The organism is Streptomyces sp. NPDC044033 (assembly GCF_056434425.1).
The window spans coordinates 111,222-128,675 of the sequence record NZ_JBWKFF010000019.1 but is presented as its reverse complement, the minus strand read 5'-3'; the positions used below and the strand labels follow the sequence as shown (position 1 = coordinate 128,675).

Genomic DNA, 17,454 nt, shown 5'->3' with positions numbered 1-17,454 from the left:
AGGGAAGTACCGATCGGGGAGAAGCGACTTCCATGCACGAACCGCCCGCCGGACCGGGGTTCGGCACCGTCTCGGTGACCCTGCTTACCGAGGGCACCTATCCGCACAGCCACGGCGGCGTAAGCGTCTGGTGCGATCAGCTCGTCCAGGGCATGCCGGACGCCGATTTCAAGATCATCGCGGTGACCGGGACCGGCCAGGAGAAGCTCGCCTGGCCGCTCCCGGGCAACGTCAAGGAATGCGAAACCCTGCCGCTGTGGGGGGCCGCGCCGGACGGCGCGGCCCCGCGCGGCCGCGCCATGCGCCGATTCCTGGAGGGCTACGAGAAGTTCCTGTGCGCGCTTCTCGACCCGGACCAGGAGTACCACTTCGCCGACGAGCTCTACCGACTGGCCGACTATGCCGAGCGCGGCACGCTCTCCGCGGCGCTGCGCTCGGAGGCCGCCGCCCGCACCCTGGCCCGGCTGTGGACCGACCCCCGGCTGCCCACCGCCGCCGCCCGGCCCACTCTGCACGACGCGCTGACCGCCACCGACCTGCTCGAACACGCCCTGCGCCCGCTCGCCGCACGACCCTCGCCGGGCGGGGTCGCGCACGCGGTCAGCGGCGGGCTCGCGGCGCTGCCCGGACTCGTCGCCCACCACCGGCACAACACGCCGTTCCTCCTCACCGAGCACGGCATCTACCTCCGCGAACGCTATCTGGGCTTCCGCAAGGAGCCCTACCGCTGGCCCGTACGGGCCCTGATGCTCGGCTTCTTCCGGATGCTCGCCCAGGAGAGCTACCGGTGCGCCGCGCTCGTCACGCCCGGCAACCGCTACAACCGCCGCTGGGAGGAGCACGGCGGCACTCCGCCCGACCGCATCCGCACCGTCTACAACGGAGTGGACCCCGCGGCCTTCCCCTTCGCCGGCCCCGAACCCGAGGAGCCGACGCTCAGTTGGGCCGGCCGCGTCGACCCCATCAAGGATCTGGAGACCCTCATCCGCGCCTTCGCGATCGTACGGTCCGAGATGCCGGCCGCCCGGCTGCGGATCTTCGGCGGCACTCCGCGCGGCGCGGAGGGCTACCGCAAGGGCTGCGAAGCGCTCGCCGCGGAGCTGGGCGCGGCCGACGCGGTCACCTTCGAGGGGCGGGTCGAGGACATCCGGGACGCCTATGCCGCCGGGAACGTCGTCATGCTCTCCAGCATCAGCGAGGGCTTCCCCTTCACCCTCATCGAAGCGATGTCCTGCGGGCGGGCCACCGTCTCGACGGATGTCGGGGGAGTGCGCGAGGCCGTCGGCGACAGCGGACTCGTCGTGCCGCCCCGGGACCCCGAGCGGATGGCCCGCGCGGCACTGCGTCTGCTGGGCGACCGGGAGGAGCGCACCAAGATGGGGCAGGCGGCCCGGCTACGGGTGATCGACCAGTTCACGCTCCGCCAGACGATCACCGCCTTCCGCGACATCTACCACGGACTCGCCGGCACCTCCGGCCGGTTCGCGGCGGAGGAGGCCCCCGCCATGGCCATGGCAGCGGGCGGTGCCGGATGAGCGGCTTACTCAGACTCGTGCCTCCCGACGACCCGGAGCCCGTACCGCGGCTGCACTGGGGGCCGCCGCCCGACGGCGGTCCCGCGACCACCCGGCGGCTGCGCGCCGCGGCCGAGGGCCCGGCCCGGCCGCACCGCCGGCCCGGCTGGGCGGCGGACCCGCTCGACGAACTCGCCGAGGAGCTCTTGGAGGTGTGCGCCGCCGCCGTGCACCCCGACGAGATCGCCGCCGTGCTGGAAGCGGACGGCATGACGGCCGAGAAGGCCGTCGAGCGCTACGGCCGGCGCGACGCCTTCGAGCTCGCCGAGGACCTGTTCGCGAAGGTGCCCCGCGCCTACCCCGACCCCGGCCCCCGGCCCGACCCGTGGAAGGCCGCGCCCTGGCAGTCCCTGCTGCGCGCCGTCGTCTTCACCCTCCCCGGGCTCGGCTACGGCCTGGCGGAACCTTTCCTCGTGGCGCCCCGCGAACAGCAGACGGCGAGCATGGCGGCGCTCGTCGCCTCCGCCCTCGTCGCCTGGGCCTGGAACCAGGGGCTCGCCCACCGCGCGTACGGCCGGCTGGCCTCCGGCGGACGCGCGGCCTGCGGCCGGACCCTGCGGCTGGGCGCGTCGCTCGGCGCGGTGCTCGCCTTCTGCTCCGCGCTGGCGTTCCTCGCGCCCGGCGGGGTGACGGCCTTCTCCGCGGGCCAGTCGCTGTACCTGGCGGCGGCCACCGTCCTGCTGGTCCTCGGCGGCGAACGGCTGCTGCTGCTCTGTCTGCTGCCCACGGCGGCCGGGGCCGCGCTGCTGCTCGCGGCCGACCTGCCGGGGGCGGTGCGCGCGGCTCTGCTGCTCGCCACCGTGGGCGGGGCGCTCGGGGCCGCGGCGCGCGAGACCGTACGCGCCACCCGCGACGCCCCGCCGTCCGCCCCGGCCGCCGCGCCGCTGGCCGCGTCGGTGCCCTACGGGCTGTTCGGCCTGGCCTGCGGGGTACTGACGACCTTCGCGGCGCTCGGCGACCGGCTCTGGTACGGCAACGGCGCGCCTGCCTCCGGGCCCATCGTCATCGCCCTCACGCTCAGCATGGGGGCCGCCGAGTGGCTGCTCTACCGCTGCCGCGGGCTGTCCCTGCGCGCCCTCGCGCACAGTACGAGCACGGGAGGGCTGGTGCTGCGCGCCGCGCGGGTGCTGGCCGTGTGCCTGAGCACCTACCTGGGGGCGCTGGCCGTACTGGCCCTCGCGACGACGGCGCTGTGGCCCGGCAGCCCGCCGCTGTCCGCGCCGCGCAACGCCGCCCTGCTCCTCCTGGGCGCGGTGCTGTGGACGGGGCTGCTGCTCCAGGCGCTCGGCACCGCCTGGGCCCCCGCGCTGCTGTGCATCGGCGCGGCCGCCGGCGAGGCGGTCGTGTTCATCCTGCGGTCGGCCGGCCCGACCACCGCCCAACTCGCCCTGTGCGGCGCCGCCGCGGCCGCCCTGTTCGCCGTCGCCACCGCCCAGCTCGGCCGGATCACGACCCACCGCTGAACGGCGCGGAGCACCGCGGCACGGCCCGTTCCACCCGCACCACGCACAGCAGACCACCAGTACGGCGCCAAGCGCACCGCGCACCCGCCCCACGGCACAGCACCGGCGCATCACCGAGCGCACGTCACAGCACCGACACGTCACAGAGGGAACACGCCGCAGAGCGTGTCGCGATAGAGGAGTACCCGCATGACCGCAGTCCCCCAAGTACCCGTCGCCGTCACCGGCGCGGAGGGATTCATCGGCTCCCACCTGGTCGAGGCGCTTGTCGCCTCCGGCCGGCGGGTGCGCGCGATGGTGCAGTACAACTCCTTCTCCTCGTTCGGCTGGCTGGAGACGCTGCCGAAGGAGGTGCTCGCCCAGACCGAGGTCGTGCTCGGCGACGTACGCGACCCCGGCTCCGTGACCGGCCTGGTCACCGGCGCCGACACCGTCTACCACCTCGCCGCCCTCATCGCGATCCCGTACTCCTACCAGGCGCCGCACAGCTATGTGGAGACCAACGTCACCGGCACCCTCAACATCCTCGAAGCCGTACGCCACTTGGGGACGCCCCGGCTGGTCCACACCTCCACCAGCGAGACGTACGGCACCGCGCTGACCGTGCCGATCACCGAGGACCACCCGATCAACACGCAGTCCCCGTACGCCGCGTCCAAGGCCGGCGGCGACCGGCTCGCCGACAGCTACCACGCCAGCTTCGAGACGCCCGTCGTCACCCTGCGGCCCTTCAACACCTACGGCCCCCGCCAGTCCATGCGCGCCGTGATCCCGACCGTCATCGCCCGCGTCGCCGCGGGGGAGCGCTCGCTCGACCTCGGCGACATGCGCCCCACCCGGGACTTCAGCTACGTCAAGGACACCGTGGCCGCGTTCCTGGCCGTCGGCACCGCGCCCGCCGAGCACGTCGTCGGGCGGACCTTCAACGCGGGCACCGGCCGCGAGATCTCCATCGGCGACCTCGTGACGCTCATCGGCAAGCTCATGGACGCCGAACTGGACGTCCACGAGGACACCCGCCGGGTGCGGCCGCCCGCCTCCGAGGTGATGCGGCTGCTCTGCGACGCCTCGCGGCTGCGCGCCGCCACCGGCTGGTCCCCCGCCCACGACCTTGAAGAAGGTCTCGGCCGCACCATCGAGTTCTTCCGCGACCCGGCGAACCTGGCCCGGTACAAGACCGACATCTACAACGTCTGACGAGATGTCAAAAGGAGTCAGTGCCATGTCTGTTGCCCATGAGAAGGACCCGATGCACGCCGTCATCCTCGCCGGGGGCAAGGGCGTCCGCCTGCGTCCCTACACCACGGCGCTGCCCAAGCCGCTCGTTCCCATCGGCGACCAGCACGCGATCCTGGAGATCGTGATGCGCCAGCTCGCCGCGGCCGGGTTCACCAGCTGCACCCTCGCCATCGGCCACCTCGGCCACATCATCCGCGCCTACGTCGGCACCGGCGCCCAATGGGGCCTGCGCGTGGGCTACACCACCGAGGACAGCCCGCTCGGCACCATGGGACCGCTGCTCACCATGCTCGACCGGCTCCCCGAGCACTTCCTCGCCCTCAACGGCGACATCCTCACCGACCTCGACTTCGGCGACGTGCTGCGCGGTCACCGCGACTCCGACGCCTCCCTGACCATCGCCACCTACGCCCGCCAGGTCGAAATCGACTTCGGGGTGCTGACCACCGAATCCGACCGGGTCGTCGGCTTCACCGAGAAGCCCAGCATGGACTACCGCGTCTCCATGGGCGTCTACGGCATCTCCCGGGACGCCCTCGCCGGCTACACCCCCGGGCTGCCGCTGGGCTTCGACGAACTCGTCCTCGACCTGCTGGCCGCCGGGAACCCGCCCCGCGCCTACCCGTTCGAGGGCTACTGGCTCGACATCGGACGGCCCGACGACTACGACCGGGCCAACGCCGAGTTCGCCGGCCGCCGCGACATGCTGATCAAGGGAGTGTGACCAGCCGCATGCGCATCCTCGTCCTGGGCGACGGCGGCTTTCTGGGCGGACACACCGCCCGGCAGCTCCGCGCCCTGCCGGGCGTGCGGGTCACGGGCGGGGGCCGCACCCCCGCCCGTACCCCCGGAAACGGACTCACCGTCGACCTCGCCACCGCCGACGGGCCCGGCTTCGCCGACGCCCTGCGCACCCTCGCGCCCGACGCCGTCGTCAACTGCGCGGGCGCGACCGGCGGCAGCCCCGTCCACCTCGCCGGGACCAACGCCCGCGGCCCCGCCTTCCTCTGCGCGGCGCTCCAGGAAGCCGCGCCCACCGCCCGGCTGATCCACCTCGGCTCCGCCGCCGAGTACGGCGCCCCCGACGGGCCGCGCCCCTCCGCCGAGAGCGACCCGGCCCGGCCCCTCGGCCTCTACGGCGCCACCAAACTCGCCGGCACCCTCGCCGTCACCGAATCCCCGCTCGAAGCCGTCGTGTTACGGGTCTTCAACCCCGTCGGCCCGTACGCACCCGGCACCACCCTGCCCGGCCGGCTCGCCGCCGAGCTGCGCCGCGCCGGGCCCGACGGCCCCGTCGCCGTGGGCGACCTCTCCGCCTGCCGCGACTTCGTCGACGCCCGCGACGTCGCCGACGCCGTGGTACGCGCCGTCACCGCGCCCGGACCGCTGCCACGCCTCATCAACATCGGCAGCGGCACCGCCCGGCCCGCCCGCGCCCTCGCCGAGGGGCTCGCCCGCGCCGCCGGGCACCGCGGCGAGATCGACGAGGGCGGCCAGGGATCACGGCGCTCCGCCGCGGTGCCCTGGCAGCAGGCCGACATCTCCACCGCCCGAGCGGCCCTCGACTGGACGCCGCGGCACACCCTCGACGACTCCCTCGCCGACCTCTGGGCGGCGTACGACCGCAGCGCGGAGCCCGCGCGATGAAGGGGCCCGGAGCCGGCGCCATGACAGGGCCCGCACGCGACACCGGGCAGCGGCTGCTCGTGCCGCTGTACGTCCACCCGGAGGCCGACCCTCAGGCGTGGACGGCGCTGGTGCGGGCCGCGACCCGGCTCGAAGCGGTGATCCTCAACGCCGCCGACGGCCCCGGGGCCCGGCCCGACCCCGCCTTCACCGTCGCCGCCACCCGGCTGCGGGGGGCGGGCATCCCGCTCCTCGGCTACGTCGACACCGGATACGGGCGGCGCCCGCTGCGCGCCGTCGTCGCCGACATCCGCCGCCACCGCAGGTGGTACGGCGTCGACGGGGTCTTCCTCGACCAGGCCGCGGCGCAGGCCGCCCTGCTGCCCCGCTACCGCCGCCTGATCGTCGCCGCCCGGGTGCTGGGCGCCCGGCGGACGGTCCTCAACCCCGGTACGTACCCCGACCCGGGATACGCCGAGATCGCCGACCTGCTCGTCACCTTCGAGGGCGACTGGGCCGCGTACCAGCGCGCCGAAGTGCCCGCCTGGGCGCACGGCCACCCGCCGCGGCGCTTCTGCCACCTCGTCTACGGGGTGCCGCCCGGCCGGGCCGACGAGGTGGCCCGGACCGCCGGACGGCGCGGCGCGGCGGTGCACTACGCGGTGCCCGGGGCCGGCGCCAATCCTTGGCAGACCGCGCCGCCGGAGACCGCGACCCGAAAGGAACACTGGTGACCGTACGACGCGTCCGCGCGGCGCTGCTCGTCTCGCTCGCGCTGCTCATGGCGGGCTGCGCGCAGACCGGCCTGCCCAAGCCGCGCGAGGACGCTCCCGCCAAGAGCCGTTGGCAGCCGAAGCCCGGCACCGCCTGGCAATGGCAGCTCGACGGGCGGGTCGACACCGACGTGCGCGTACCCGTCTACGACATCGACGGCTTCGAGAACAGCGCGCGGACCGTCGCCGCCCTGCACGCCCGTGGCGTCAAGGTGATCTGCTACCTCAACGTCGGCGCCTGGGAGAGCTTCCGGCCCGACGAGGGGGCGTTCTCCGAGAAGCTGCTGGGCGCGAACAACGGCTGGGGCGGGGAGCGGTGGCTGGACATCCGCCGCCCCGACCGGCTCCGCCCGGTCATGGCCGCCCGCATGGACATGTGCCGGAAGAAGGGGTTCGACGCGGTGGAGCCCGACCTCACCGAGGCGTACCGCAACCGCACCGGGTTCACCGTCACCGCCGCGCAGCAGCTCGCCTACAACCGCATGATCGCGGGGCTGGCCCACGAACGCGGGCTCGCCGTGGGGCTCAAGAACGACGTCGATCAGATACCGCAGCTGGTCGACGACTTCGACTTCGCCGTGAACGAGGAGTGCGCGCAGTTCAACGAGTGCGAGGAGCTGCGGCCGTTCATCGAGCACGGCAAAGCCGTCTTCCATGTCGAATACAAGCTGGAGCCGGGCGAGTTCTGCGCGAAGACCGAGCGGATCGGGCTCAGCTCCATGCAGAAGCGCCTGAAACTGGACGCCTGGCGGCGCCCCTGCTGAGAACGGTGTCAGCCCCCGGCCGGGCGCCCGGCGCCTGGCACGCGCGCTGATCCGGCCCGGGACAGGACGGGGGCTCTGAGGGCGGTGCGGTTCCGCCGCGGCCCCGGCTTCGAGGCGCCCCCTCTCACCGGCCCCTCAGCGGTGCGTGAAGGACGGCGGCCGCTTCTCCGTGAACGCGGCCATCCCCTCCTTCTGGTCGGCGGTCGCGAACGTCGCGTGGAACAGCCGGCGTTCGAACCGCACGCCCTCGGCGAGAGTGGTCTCGAAGGCCCGGTTCACGCTCTCCTTGACCATCATGATGACGGGCGCGGACATCTCGGCGACGGTGCCCGCCGTGGCCAGCGCTTCGGCGAGAAGCTCATTGGCCGGGACCACCCGCGAGACCAGGCCCGCCCGTTCGGCCTCGTCCGCGCCCATCGTCCGGCCGGTCAGGCACAGCTCCATCGCCTTGGCCTTGCCGACCGCGCGGGTCAGCCGCTGCGACCCGCCGATGCCGGGGATGACGCCCAGCCTGACCTCCGGCTGGCCGAACTCCGCGGTGTCGGCGGCCAGCACGATGTCGCAGAGCATCGCCAGCTCACACCCGCCGCCCAGCGCGTACCCCGACACCGCGGCGACCGTGGGCTTGCGGAGCTGCCCCAGCCGGTCCCAGGCGGCGAACCAGTCGCTGAGGTAGACGTCCATATAGTCGTTGGGCTGCATCTCCTTGATGTCGGCGCCGGCCGCGAACGCCTTCCGCGATCCGGTGATCACGACGCACCCGATGTCCGGATCGCGGTCGAGAGCGGTCGCGGCGTCGATGACCTCGTCCATGAGCTGGAGGTTGAGGGCGTTCAGGGCCCGGGGCCGGTTGAGGGTGATGACGCCTACGCGCCCCTCGCGGTCGAGCAGGATGGTCTCGTAATCGGTCATCGGCTGTACGTCCCTTCGACGGTGCTGTCCGCGGCGCCGGAGTCCTCGGCCCGGCCGCCGCCCACGCTGCTCATCCCCGCGGCGGCGGCTGTCACGGCCGCCGTCCCTCCGCCGGGGCCGGGCCGAGCCCGAGTTCGCCGTCGCCGAGCGGCGCGAAGAAGCCGGTCACGTGCTCCTCGGTGACCGCTTCGAGCGTCGCCGGAGACCAGCGCGGCCGCCGGTCCTTGTCGATGACCTGGGCGCGGATGCCCTCGACCAGGTCCGCCGAGGCGAGCGCCGCGCACGAGACGCGGAACTCCTGGTCGAGCACCGGCCGCAGCGCGCCCAGGGCGCGGGCGCCGCGCAGCGCGCGCAGGGTCACCTTCAGGGCGGTCGGCGACTTCCCCATGATCTGCTCGGCGGCCTCCTTGGCGGCCGCGATCCCGGTGTTCGAGAGCCGCTCCACGATCTCCTCGACCGTCCCGGCGGCGTAGCAGCGATCGATCCACTCCCGCCGCTCCTCGAACACGCCGGGCGGCGCGGGGCGGGCCTCGGCCCGTACGGCGGCGTCCGCGTCCGTGCTGGCCAGCGCGTCCACGAGCGCCTCCAGGCGGTCCGACGGCACGAAGTGGTCGGCGAATCCGCACAGCAACGCGTCGCCCGCGCCCATCGCGGAGGACGTCAGGGCGAGATGGGTGCCCAGCTCCCCGGGCGCCTGGGCGAGCAGGTGGGTGCCGCCCACGTCGGGTACGAAGCCGATGGCGGTCTCCGGCATGGCGACCTTCGACCGCTCGGTGACGATCCGGACGCCCCCGTGCGCGGAGAGGCCGACCCCGCCGCCCATGACGATGCCGTCCATGACCGCCACATAGGGCTTGGGGTAGTCGGCGATACGGGCGTTGAGGAGGTATTCGTCGCGCCAGAAACCGGTGGAGGCGCCGCCCGAGGCGGTGGCGTCCGCGTGGATCGAGCGGATGTCGCCGCCCGCGCACAGGCCGCGCTCACCGGCCCCGGTGATGACCACGGTGGCCACGTCGCCGTCGTGCTCCCAGGCGCGGAGCGCGGCGTCGATGCGCAGGACCATGGAGTGGGTGAGGGCGTTCAACGCCCGCGGGCGGTTGAGGACGATCCGGCCCGCCCGGCCGTCCTTGCGGAGGAGGACGGCGTCGTCGGCGGGCGCTTCGTCGTGCGGGGAGGGGCTCACGTGGCAGAACCTGTTCTCGTCAAGGGGATCCAGGGGCGGGGCGTGCCGTCGCGCGATGGCGCGTGGGCGGGGAACGCGTGGGCGAGGAACCGGAGCCGGCAGGCGCGGTGTGTCAGGGAGGGAGCGGGGCCGGCAGACGCGGGGCGTCAGGGCGGAGGCGCCGCCGGAGCCGTCGCGGGACCGTCCGGTGCGCGGGAACAGACCGGTGCCATGCGTGTTCGCTCCATCCTCGTGGACCACACGGAATACCCCGCGGTCAGTATCCTGACTTCCGGTTCAGCGCGCGCCTTCCGCCGTCCCGGCTCTCGCCGGTGGCCTGCTTGCGCGAAGACGCACTCCCCGGTCACAGCGGCGGGACCGCGCTGGATTCACACCAGCTTCCCTGCACCGCGGGTTTCCCCACGAACATATAGTTGGACGTCCTACTAAGTCCAGGGTTCCGGGGAACCGGCCCCGAGCGGCCGCCCGCAGCGCAGGTTCCACCGCCCCGCGCCGCCGCTCAGCTCCGTCAGCGCCAGCGGCGGCACATCGAGCCGCCAGAAGACCTGCGGAGGCAGGTCGAGTGCGTGCACGATCGCCGCGCGCACCGCGGCGGGCTCCACGACGGCGAGTACCCGGCCGTCCTCGCAGGCCGTCAGCCAGTCCCCGACCCGCGTGACCAGCCCGCGCACCGACTCACCGCCGTGCGGCGCGGCTCCGGGGTCCGCCAGCCACTCGGCCACGGCGCCGGGCTCGGCCTCGGCCACCTCCGCCAGCGACCGGCCCCGCCAGCGGCCCGCGTCGAGGTCGTCGAGCGTGGGGACCGCGCCCGCCGCCGCCAGACCGAGCGCTTCGGCCGTCTCGCGGCAGCGCCTGGACGCGGCGCGCACCTGACGGCCGGAGCGCGGCAGTCCGCCCGCCGCGGCGCGCGCCTGCCGCAACCCGGCGCCGTCCAGCGGCGAGTCGTCGCCGAACCGCGCCTGCCGCAGCTCCGCGTTGACCGCCGGCGTCACCAGCAGCACCCGCACCGTCATCCTGTCCCACTCCCTCCGGGCCTGCGCCGGACTGCCCGGCCCAGGCCCCAGCACATCACGCCCGTCGCGGGCGCCGATGCCGGGGCGTGCGGCATCCGGGCCGCCACACACCGTGGCGTCGCAGGTCACGGCGCGGTACGGTCGCGTGGACATGACGACGGTGTGACGGAAGTCCGGTGAGAACCCGGCACGGTCGCGCCACTGTGGACCAGGCCGCGGCCCCGACTCGGGGCGGCGGCAGGGAAGTCAGACCCCGCACCGTCGTCCACGGCACCAACGACCGGGACGCGTGTTCCCCAGGAGGTTCTGCCATGGCACACTCCGCCGCCCCCACCCCCAACGCCCCCGCCGTACCGGCGATCACCCCCATCTCCCTGAAGAAGATCGCGCCGTGGGCCGTCTTCTTCGGCATCCTGATGCTGGTGCTCCTGTACTTCGTCGGCGCCGAACAGGGCGCCACCTCACTCATCTCCGGAGCCGACGTGCACGAGTGGGTGCACGACGGCCGCCACCTCCTCGGCTTCCCCTGCCACTGAGACCAGTCGCTGAGACCGATCTTCCGAGTCCAGTCACTGCGCACAGACACTGAGAACAAGGGGAACGCACTCGTGAACTCCATATCCGTACGAGCCCTGCTCGTACGCGGCATGCTCGCCGGTCTCGTCGCCGGCGTACCGGCCCTGCTCGTCGCCTATCTGCTCGGCGAGTCCAGGGTCGACTCCGCCATCGCGTACGAGGAGGGGCACAGCCATGAACACGGCGTGGAACTGGTCAGCCGCACCCTCCAGTCCACGGCCGGGCTCGCCACCGGCGTCCTGATCTACGGCGTCGCGCTCGGCGGCATCGCGGCGCTCGCCTTCTGCGTCGCGGTGGGCCGCGTCGGCAGGATCGGCCCGCGGGCGACCGCCGTCCTGATCTCCCTCGGCGCGCTGCTGACCGTCTACGTGGTGCCGTTCCTGAAGTACCCGGCCAACCCGCCGTCCGTCGGCGACCCCGACACCATCGGCAAACGCACCACGCTCTACTTCCTGATGATCGTGCTCAGCGTCCTGCTGGCCGTCGGCGCGCTCATCCTGGGCCGACGGCTCGCCCCCCGGCTGGGCAACTGGTACGCGACCGTCACGGCCGGCGCGGCCTTCGCCGTCGTCATCGGCATCGCCTACGCCCTCCTGCCGGCGATCAACGAGGTCCCCAAGGACTTCCCGGCCACGCTGCTCTGGCAGTTCCGCCTCACGGCGCTGACCATCCAACTCGTCATGTGGGCCGGCTTCGGCCTGCTCTTCGGCCACCTCGCCGAACGGCTCCTGATCCCCAAGGCGGCGCCCGGACAGCAGTCCGACCCCACCGCCAGGGCAGCCGCCCCGGCCCGCTGACCTCTCAAGGGCCCGGCACCGCCCGCGCGGAGCCGGGCCCGCGGCGGAACACGGCCCGCAGGGTGGCACTCCCCACGCCCGCGATCTTCCCGATAACGTGACCGCAGCGGCAGACTGGGGAGGAAACCGTGGACCCGTTCACAATGACGGCGGTGCTGTCGGCGCTCAACACGGTGGGGCAAGGGGCCATGTCGGGGGCCGCCGGGGAGCTGGGCAGACGCACCTCCGAAGGGCTGGCCGGGCTCGTACGACGGCTGTGGCACCGCGGCGACGACGGGTCGCCCGACGGCGGCACCGCGCCCTTCGCGGCTCCCGCCGACGCCGGTGAGCGCCGCCGACTGGCCGCCCTGCTCATCGAAGAGGCCCGCCGCGAACCGGGGTTCGCCGACGACTTGGCGACGTGGTTGAGCGCCGCGCGATGGCTGGAACCGGCCGCCCCGGCCGCCGTGGCGCGCCCGCGGCAGCTCCCGCCCGGAACCGCCGTGTTCACCGACCGCGACCACATCCTCGCCGACGTCACCGCCCTCCTCGACGCCCCGGCCGACGGCGCGGGTACGGGCCCCCGCATCGTCGCCCTGGTCGGACCGGGCGGCATCGGCAAGACCGCGACGGCGATCCACTGCGCCCGTGAGCTGGAGGACCGCTTCCCCGACGGACAGCTCCACACCGACCTCAAGGGGGACTCGGCGGAGACCGCCGTCGCCCCGTCCGCCGCGCTCGTACGGTTCCTGAGCGGGCTCGGGGTGGCCCCCGACCGGATGCCGGCCGACGAACAGGGCCAGGCCGACCTGTACCGCGACCGCACGGCAGGCCGCCGCCTGGTCGTCGTACTCGACAACGCCCACTCGGCCGCGCAGCTCACGCCCCTGCTCACCGCCGCCCCGCGCTCGCTCGTCATCATCACCAGCCGCCACCGGCTGCCCGAGCTCGTACGCGACTACGGCGCCCGCGTCATCCGCCTCGACCCGCTGACCGCCGCGGACTCCGTCCGCCTCCTCACGCGCATCGCCGGAGCCGAGCGCACCACCCCGCACCTCCGGCACGCCGAGGCGGTCGCGGCCCGGTGCGGCGGCATACCGCTCGCGCTCTGCGGGACGGGAGCGCGCATGGCCGTACGGGAACACCTCAACTGGGAAGCTCTGGAAAGGGAGTTCGCCCGCCGTGACGACCGCCTTCCTGGAGATCCGACGGACATGAACGGCCGAGCCGACGAAGACCCCGCCTTCCACGCCACCGACCTTTCCTACCGTGACCTCGACGCCGGGGCCGCCCGCCTCTACCGGCTGCTCGGCCTGCGCCCCTGGCCGAGCTTCCCCGTCGGTGCCGCCGCCGCGGCCGTCGGCGCCGACGAGGCACAGGCACGCCGGCTCCTGGAAGACCTCGCCGAGGTGCACCTGCTGGAGGAGGTCGGCGCGGAGCGCTACCGCTTCCACGACGTGGTGCGGCGGCACGCCGAACGGCGCGCCCACGAGGAGGACGGCCGAAGGGGAACGGCGGACGCCGTCCGGCGCATGGCCCTGTGGTACCTGCGCTTCGCCGTGGCCGCCGACGCCCGCGTCATCCCCGGCCGCTGGCATCTCGGCCTCGCCTACGGCCAGTTGGGCACCGCAGGCGGCCATGAGTTCGCGGACGCCCGTACGGCCCTCGCCGCGCTGCGGCGCGAGCACGAGAACCTCGCCGAGGCTGTACGCGCCGCCGAGGAGTACGGCTTCGACGAACTGGTCTGGCAGTTGTGCGAGGCGATGTGGGGCCTGCATCTGCGGTTGGGCCTCCACGAGCAGTGGGTGGCGACCCACCGCAGGGGCGTACGGGCCGCCGCCCGCTGCGCCGAGGAGTTCGGCGACCGCCGGGCGGAGGGGCGGATGCGGACCCAACTGGCGTTCGCCTACATGGGGCGCGGTCAACTGGCCGACGCCGTAGCGGAGCTGACCGGGGCGGCAGCGGCGGACGAGCGGGCCGGGCACCGCCGGGGGCAGGCCACCGCCGTGGAATCGCTCGGACTGGTGCACCTGCGGCAGTGGCGGTACGAGGAGGCCGAGGAGCGCTTCCGGCAGGCCCAGGCGATCCTGCGGGAGATCGGGCCGGGGGAGGACGGCGAACGGGACGTGCCGCGCGCCCTCGCGCTGCTGGAGCACCACATCGGCCGTGCCCTGCGCGGCCAGGGCCGGCACACCGACGCGGTGCTCCAACTCCGCTACGCGCTGGGGCAGTTCCATGCATTGGGCGAACGCGACCACTACAACGAGGCGCGCGTGCGGATGAGCCTCGGCGAGACGCTGCTCACCGCCGGCGAACCGGCCGCCGCCCGCACGCCCTTGGACGAGGCGCTGGCGGTACTGGAGTCGGAGGGCGCCGTACTCCAGCGCGCGGACGCGGCGGAACTGCGCGCGGCCTGCGCCAAGGCGCTGGCGGACGCGGCGGACGAGGCGCGCCATCTGCGCACGGCGCGCGACCTGTACGAGGCGTCGGGCGACAGCGCGGCCGTGACACGGGTGAGCGCCCGCCTGAGCGGGCTGGCCTGAGAGCGGCCGCTACCCGGCGCGCCGGACGGCGACAGGGCGGCGCGCGCAGCCTGTGATCACGAGGATGCCCGAAGCCGTCGCCTCGTCCAGGGACTTGCCGCCCGCGAGCCAGGCGTGCAGGGCGGAGGCATAGGCGGCCGGATCGCCCGGGTCGGGGCGGCCCCGCGCGTCGCGCGCGCCGGTCAGGTGGACGAGATCCCCGTCGCGGGTGCGTGCGGTGCAGCGCCCCGGGCCGGTGACATATGCGGCGAGCGCGCAGCGCGGGTGGCGGTCGAGCACCTCGGCGGTCCACGCGGCCGGCGGGCCCAGGCGCGGGTCGTCTCCCGCCGCGTACTGCACGATGACATCGGCGATCCGCAGTCGGTCGGCGTCCTGGGCGTCCTCGTGCACGGCGGTGTGCGCCGCGTCCGCCTCCGTCTCCGGGGTCGCGTGTACGGGCTCGTGCGCCGCTCCGGCGTAGCGGGTGACGGCGATCTCCGGCGGCCCGGCGCTGATCAGCCGGGTCAGCACGCGCAGGGGCGCGGTGCGCTCGGCCGGCTCGTGCGGCGGGAGCGGCAGCCGGTCGAGGAGGGCGGGGGCGGCGGGTTCGGGGATGCCGATGAGGCGGTAGAAGGCACGGCGGAGCAGCGCGGCGGACTGGCCGGGCGAGGACGTGGTCTGGGCCGCCAACTCCGCGTACTGGCCCGGTGTGTGACTGGCCATCACACCATCGAGCTGGGCGCGCAGGTCGCCGTGGGGGCGCAGCCGGGGCGCGGTGCGGCCCAGGGCGGCGACGGGGGAGTCGGGGTCGAGGTCGGCGTCGGCGAAGGCGCCGAGCAGGACGGGTGTGCCGAGGGCCGCGGCGTAGAAGGTCACCGAGCCGTGGTCACCGAGCACGCAGTCGGCCGCGATCAGTGCCTGGCGCCAGCCGTCCAGCGGAGGTATGAGAACGAGCCCGGCCCGGCGCGCCCGGTCCAGCCAGGCCCGTACCTGTCCGGGGCCGTGGCCGTGCCAGATGTTGGGGTGCAGGACGGCGGCCGTGCGGTACTCGTCGGCGGGCAGCTCGGCGGCCAGCCGGGGGAGCAGCGACGGCAGCAGGTCGCCGCCGTCTTCGCACCGGTCTTCCCGGTCGTCCGAGGCCGCGGGGTCTTCCCCGCCGTAGCCGTCGCCGAAGAGCGCCCGCGGCGACCAGGTCGAGTTGACCAGGATCAGCCGCTGGCCGGGGGCGACGCCGAGCGCGCGGCGGAAGCGGTCGCGGAGCGGCCGGGCGTCGAGGGCGCGGTCGTAGCAGGGGTCGCCCGCGAGTACGGCGGTCGGAGCGGCTTCCGGACAGGCTTCGGCCAGGCGCGCGAGCTGTTCGGGGTGGGACAGGACGGTCGCGGACGCGATGGGGCGGCCGTTGTGCAGCAGCCACTCGGGGGAGAGCCCGAAGACGGGCGCGGGCGACGGGTGTCCGGTGTCCGGTGTCCGGTGTCCGGTGTCCGGTGTCCGGTGTCCGGTGTCCGGTGTCCGGTGTCCGGTGTCGAGAGCCTCTTATTATAACCGATCCCGTGTGACAGAACGGCCAACCGGCCCTGGAGCAGCTCCAGTTCACCGCCGTAACTCGCCGACACCACGAGATCCACCCGCGTCGCCTTCGCCTGCTCCCACGGCAGTACCGGCAGCCCCGCCGCCGCCAGCAGCTCCGGCACCCCGGCGAGGAAGGGCGACGACCCGGTGCACGTAGCCAGCATCTGCACCCGAAGATCGTCGCGGAACAGCGGGAGCACATCCAGCAGCCGGGTCGCCGACGTCACGTTGTGCACGACGAAGAGCACCAGGCGGCACCGGCCCCGCGTCACCCACCGCCCCGCGTCCTCCCCGACCGGCACCCGCAGTCGCAGCCCCTCCGCCACCCGCCACTCCCCGCCGCACGCAACCGCCACTGAATCATGAACGCCGCGCGATGGTACCTCCCACCGGGCACGGTGGTCCCGGCGGCCTCGGCGACGGCTCCCCGGGCTGCGGCGCGAAATGGTTCGCCCGCGGCGAGGCGCGTTGCGATCATGAGCGGGCCCTACCGCACCGAGCGAGGAGTCCGATCCGTCATGCCCGCCGTCCCCGCCGATCCCACCGTGATCCACCCGATGCCCGAGCAGCCGCGCGTGGTGCTGCTCAAGCCGCTGGTCACCTCACCTCTGATCGAGGTGGGGGAGTTCTCCTACTACGACGACCCGGATGACCCGGAGGCGTTCGAGACGCGCAATGTGCTGTACCACTACGGGCCGGAGAAGCTGGTCATCGGGAAGTTCTGCGCGCTGGGCGAAGGGGTGCGGTTCATCATGAACGGCGCCAACCACCGCATGGACGGCCCTTCGACGTTCCCCTTCCCCATCATGGGCGGCTCCTGGACCGACCACTTCGACCTGATCGCGGGCCTGCCCGGCCGGGGCGACACCGTGGTGGGCAACGACGTCTGGTCCGGGTACCGGACCACCGTGATGCCGGGCGTCCGGATCGGCCATGGCGCGGTCATCGCCTCGGGCTCCGTGGTCGTCGACGACGTGCCCGACTACGGCATCGTCGGCGGCAACCCGGCCCGGCTCATCCGGCGCCGCTTCGATGACGCGACCGTCGAGCGCCTGCTCGCGCTCGCCTGGTGGGACTGGCCCGCCGAGCACATCACCGAGCACATCCGCACCATCATGTCCGGGAGCGTCGAGGCGCTTGAGGCCGTGGCGCCCCGGTAGCCCGGTGATCCGGTAGCCCGGTGATCTGATCCCGTGGTCCAACTGTTCCCACGGCGGTGCCTCGCCTGTCGGTGCCTGCTGGATGTCCGTCAGTTGTCCGAAAACCTTGACGGGGGCTTGGTCTAGTCCAATCATGTGAGTCGCTCGACGACCGGGCGGCCCGCATCGGGCACGGGGCCGCCCGGCCGCGGAAGACGGTTCCTCCTGTACGTCCAGTACCGGTGTTCCGGGGGGGGGGGGGGGGGGGGGAAGGGGGGGGGGGGGGGGGGGGGGGAGAATAACAAAACACAGAGAGAGCCTACAG

16 protein-coding genes and 1 riboswitch are annotated in these 17,454 nt (G+C 73.9%); of the genes, 12 read left to right on the top strand and 4 right to left on the bottom strand.

Features of this window, described 5'->3' with window-relative positions; genetic code table 11:
• The first annotated feature begins 32 nt into the window (after positions 1–32).
• From pelF to AC07AB_RS29580, 7 genes are all read left to right on the top strand, one after another.
• On the top strand, positions 33–1,535 hold the full coding sequence (gene pelF / locus AC07AB_RS29610) for a GT4 family glycosyltransferase PelF (RefSeq protein WP_478573078.1): 1,503 nt from the start codon (positions 33–35) through the stop codon (positions 1,533–1,535).
• Positions 1,536–1,552: 17 nt separating this feature from the next.
• A complete protein-coding gene (locus AC07AB_RS29605) occupies positions 1,553–3,037 on the top strand; it encodes a hypothetical protein (RefSeq protein ID WP_478573076.1) in 1,485 nt (494 codons plus the stop codon).
• A gap of 189 nt (positions 3,038–3,226) precedes the next feature.
• Positions 3,227–4,234 (top strand): SDR family NAD(P)-dependent oxidoreductase, encoded by a 1,008-nt coding sequence (locus AC07AB_RS29600; RefSeq protein ID WP_478573073.1) that lies wholly within the window; start codon positions 3,227–3,229, stop codon positions 4,232–4,234.
• Positions 4,235–4,286: 52 nt separating this feature from the next.
• Complete coding sequence (locus AC07AB_RS29595; RefSeq protein ID WP_478573182.1) at positions 4,287–5,000, top strand: nucleotidyltransferase family protein; 714 nt, start codon at positions 4,287–4,289, stop codon at positions 4,998–5,000.
• Positions 5,001–5,008: 8 nt separating this feature from the next.
• Positions 5,009–5,923: an NAD-dependent epimerase/dehydratase family protein gene (locus tag AC07AB_RS29590; protein WP_478573180.1), complete on the top strand. Its 915-nt coding sequence runs from the start codon at positions 5,009–5,011 to the stop codon at positions 5,921–5,923.
• A gap of 20 nt (positions 5,924–5,943) precedes the next feature.
• A complete protein-coding gene (locus tag AC07AB_RS29585) occupies positions 5,944–6,636 on the top strand; it encodes a spherulation-specific family 4 protein (RefSeq protein WP_478573071.1) in 693 nt (230 codons plus the stop codon).
• The gene (locus AC07AB_RS29580; RefSeq protein ID WP_478573068.1) at positions 6,633–7,439 is read left to right on the top strand and encodes an endo alpha-1,4 polygalactosaminidase; all 807 of its coding nucleotides are present in this window, start codon (positions 6,633–6,635) and stop codon (positions 7,437–7,439) included. The genes AC07AB_RS29585 and AC07AB_RS29580 overlap by 4 nt, the downstream gene beginning before the upstream one ends.
• A 135-nt stretch (positions 7,440–7,574) precedes the next feature.
• Here the strand turns inward: AC07AB_RS29580 and AC07AB_RS29575 are convergent, their stop codons facing one another.
• The 3 genes from AC07AB_RS29575 to AC07AB_RS29565 form a co-directional block, all read right to left on the bottom strand.
• The gene (locus AC07AB_RS29575) at positions 7,575–8,351 is read right to left on the bottom strand and encodes an enoyl-CoA hydratase (RefSeq protein WP_478573065.1); all 777 of its coding nucleotides are present in this window, start codon (positions 8,349–8,351) and stop codon (positions 7,575–7,577) included.
• Between the two features lie 91 nt (positions 8,352–8,442).
• Positions 8,443–9,534 (bottom strand): enoyl-CoA hydratase/isomerase family protein, encoded by a 1,092-nt coding sequence (locus tag AC07AB_RS29570; RefSeq protein ID WP_478573063.1) that lies wholly within the window; start codon positions 9,532–9,534, stop codon positions 8,443–8,445.
• Between the two features lie 237 nt (positions 9,535–9,771).
• Positions 9,772–9,941, bottom strand: a riboswitch (cobalamin riboswitch).
• A gap of 18 nt (positions 9,942–9,959) precedes the next feature.
• Positions 9,960–10,547: a histidine phosphatase family protein gene (locus AC07AB_RS29565; RefSeq protein ID WP_478573179.1), complete on the bottom strand. Its 588-nt coding sequence runs from the start codon at positions 10,545–10,547 to the stop codon at positions 9,960–9,962.
• A gap of 311 nt (positions 10,548–10,858) precedes the next feature.
• Here AC07AB_RS29565 and AC07AB_RS29560 point away from each other — a divergent pair, with 311 nt between their 5' ends.
• The 3 genes from AC07AB_RS29560 to AC07AB_RS29550 all read left to right on the top strand — a co-directional run bounded on the left by AC07AB_RS29560 (position 10,859) and on the right by AC07AB_RS29550 (position 14,442).
• Positions 10,859–11,083 carry a CbtB domain-containing protein gene (locus AC07AB_RS29560; protein ID WP_478573060.1) on the top strand — a complete coding sequence of 75 codons (225 nt, stop codon included), beginning with the start codon at positions 10,859–10,861 and terminating at the stop codon, positions 11,081–11,083.
• Between the two features lie 72 nt (positions 11,084–11,155).
• Positions 11,156–11,920, top strand: a complete 765-nt coding sequence (locus AC07AB_RS29555) for a CbtA family protein (RefSeq protein WP_478573057.1) — start codon at positions 11,156–11,158, stop codon at positions 11,918–11,920.
• A 128-nt stretch (positions 11,921–12,048) separates the two neighbouring features.
• On the top strand, positions 12,049–14,442 hold the full coding sequence (locus AC07AB_RS29550) for an ATP-binding protein (protein WP_478573055.1): 2,394 nt from the start codon (positions 12,049–12,051) through the stop codon (positions 14,440–14,442).
• Between the two features lie 9 nt (positions 14,443–14,451).
• On the opposite strand, the gene AC07AB_RS29545 is transcribed toward AC07AB_RS29550, so the two are convergent.
• Positions 14,452–15,297: a hypothetical protein gene (locus AC07AB_RS29545; protein ID WP_478573052.1), complete on the bottom strand. Its 846-nt coding sequence runs from the start codon at positions 15,295–15,297 to the stop codon at positions 14,452–14,454.
• Positions 15,298–15,429: 132 nt separating this feature from the next.
• Between AC07AB_RS29545 and AC07AB_RS29540 the strand changes: the two genes are divergently transcribed.
• Both AC07AB_RS29540 and AC07AB_RS29535 read left to right on the top strand, forming a co-directional pair.
• Positions 15,430–15,963 carry a hypothetical protein gene (locus AC07AB_RS29540; RefSeq protein ID WP_478573050.1) on the top strand — a complete coding sequence of 178 codons (534 nt, stop codon included), beginning with the start codon at positions 15,430–15,432 and terminating at the stop codon, positions 15,961–15,963.
• Positions 15,964–16,508: 545 nt separating this feature from the next.
• Positions 16,509–17,150, top strand: a complete 642-nt coding sequence (locus tag AC07AB_RS29535; protein WP_478573047.1) for a CatB-related O-acetyltransferase — start codon at positions 16,509–16,511, stop codon at positions 17,148–17,150.
• Positions 17,151–17,454 lie beyond the last annotated feature (304 nt).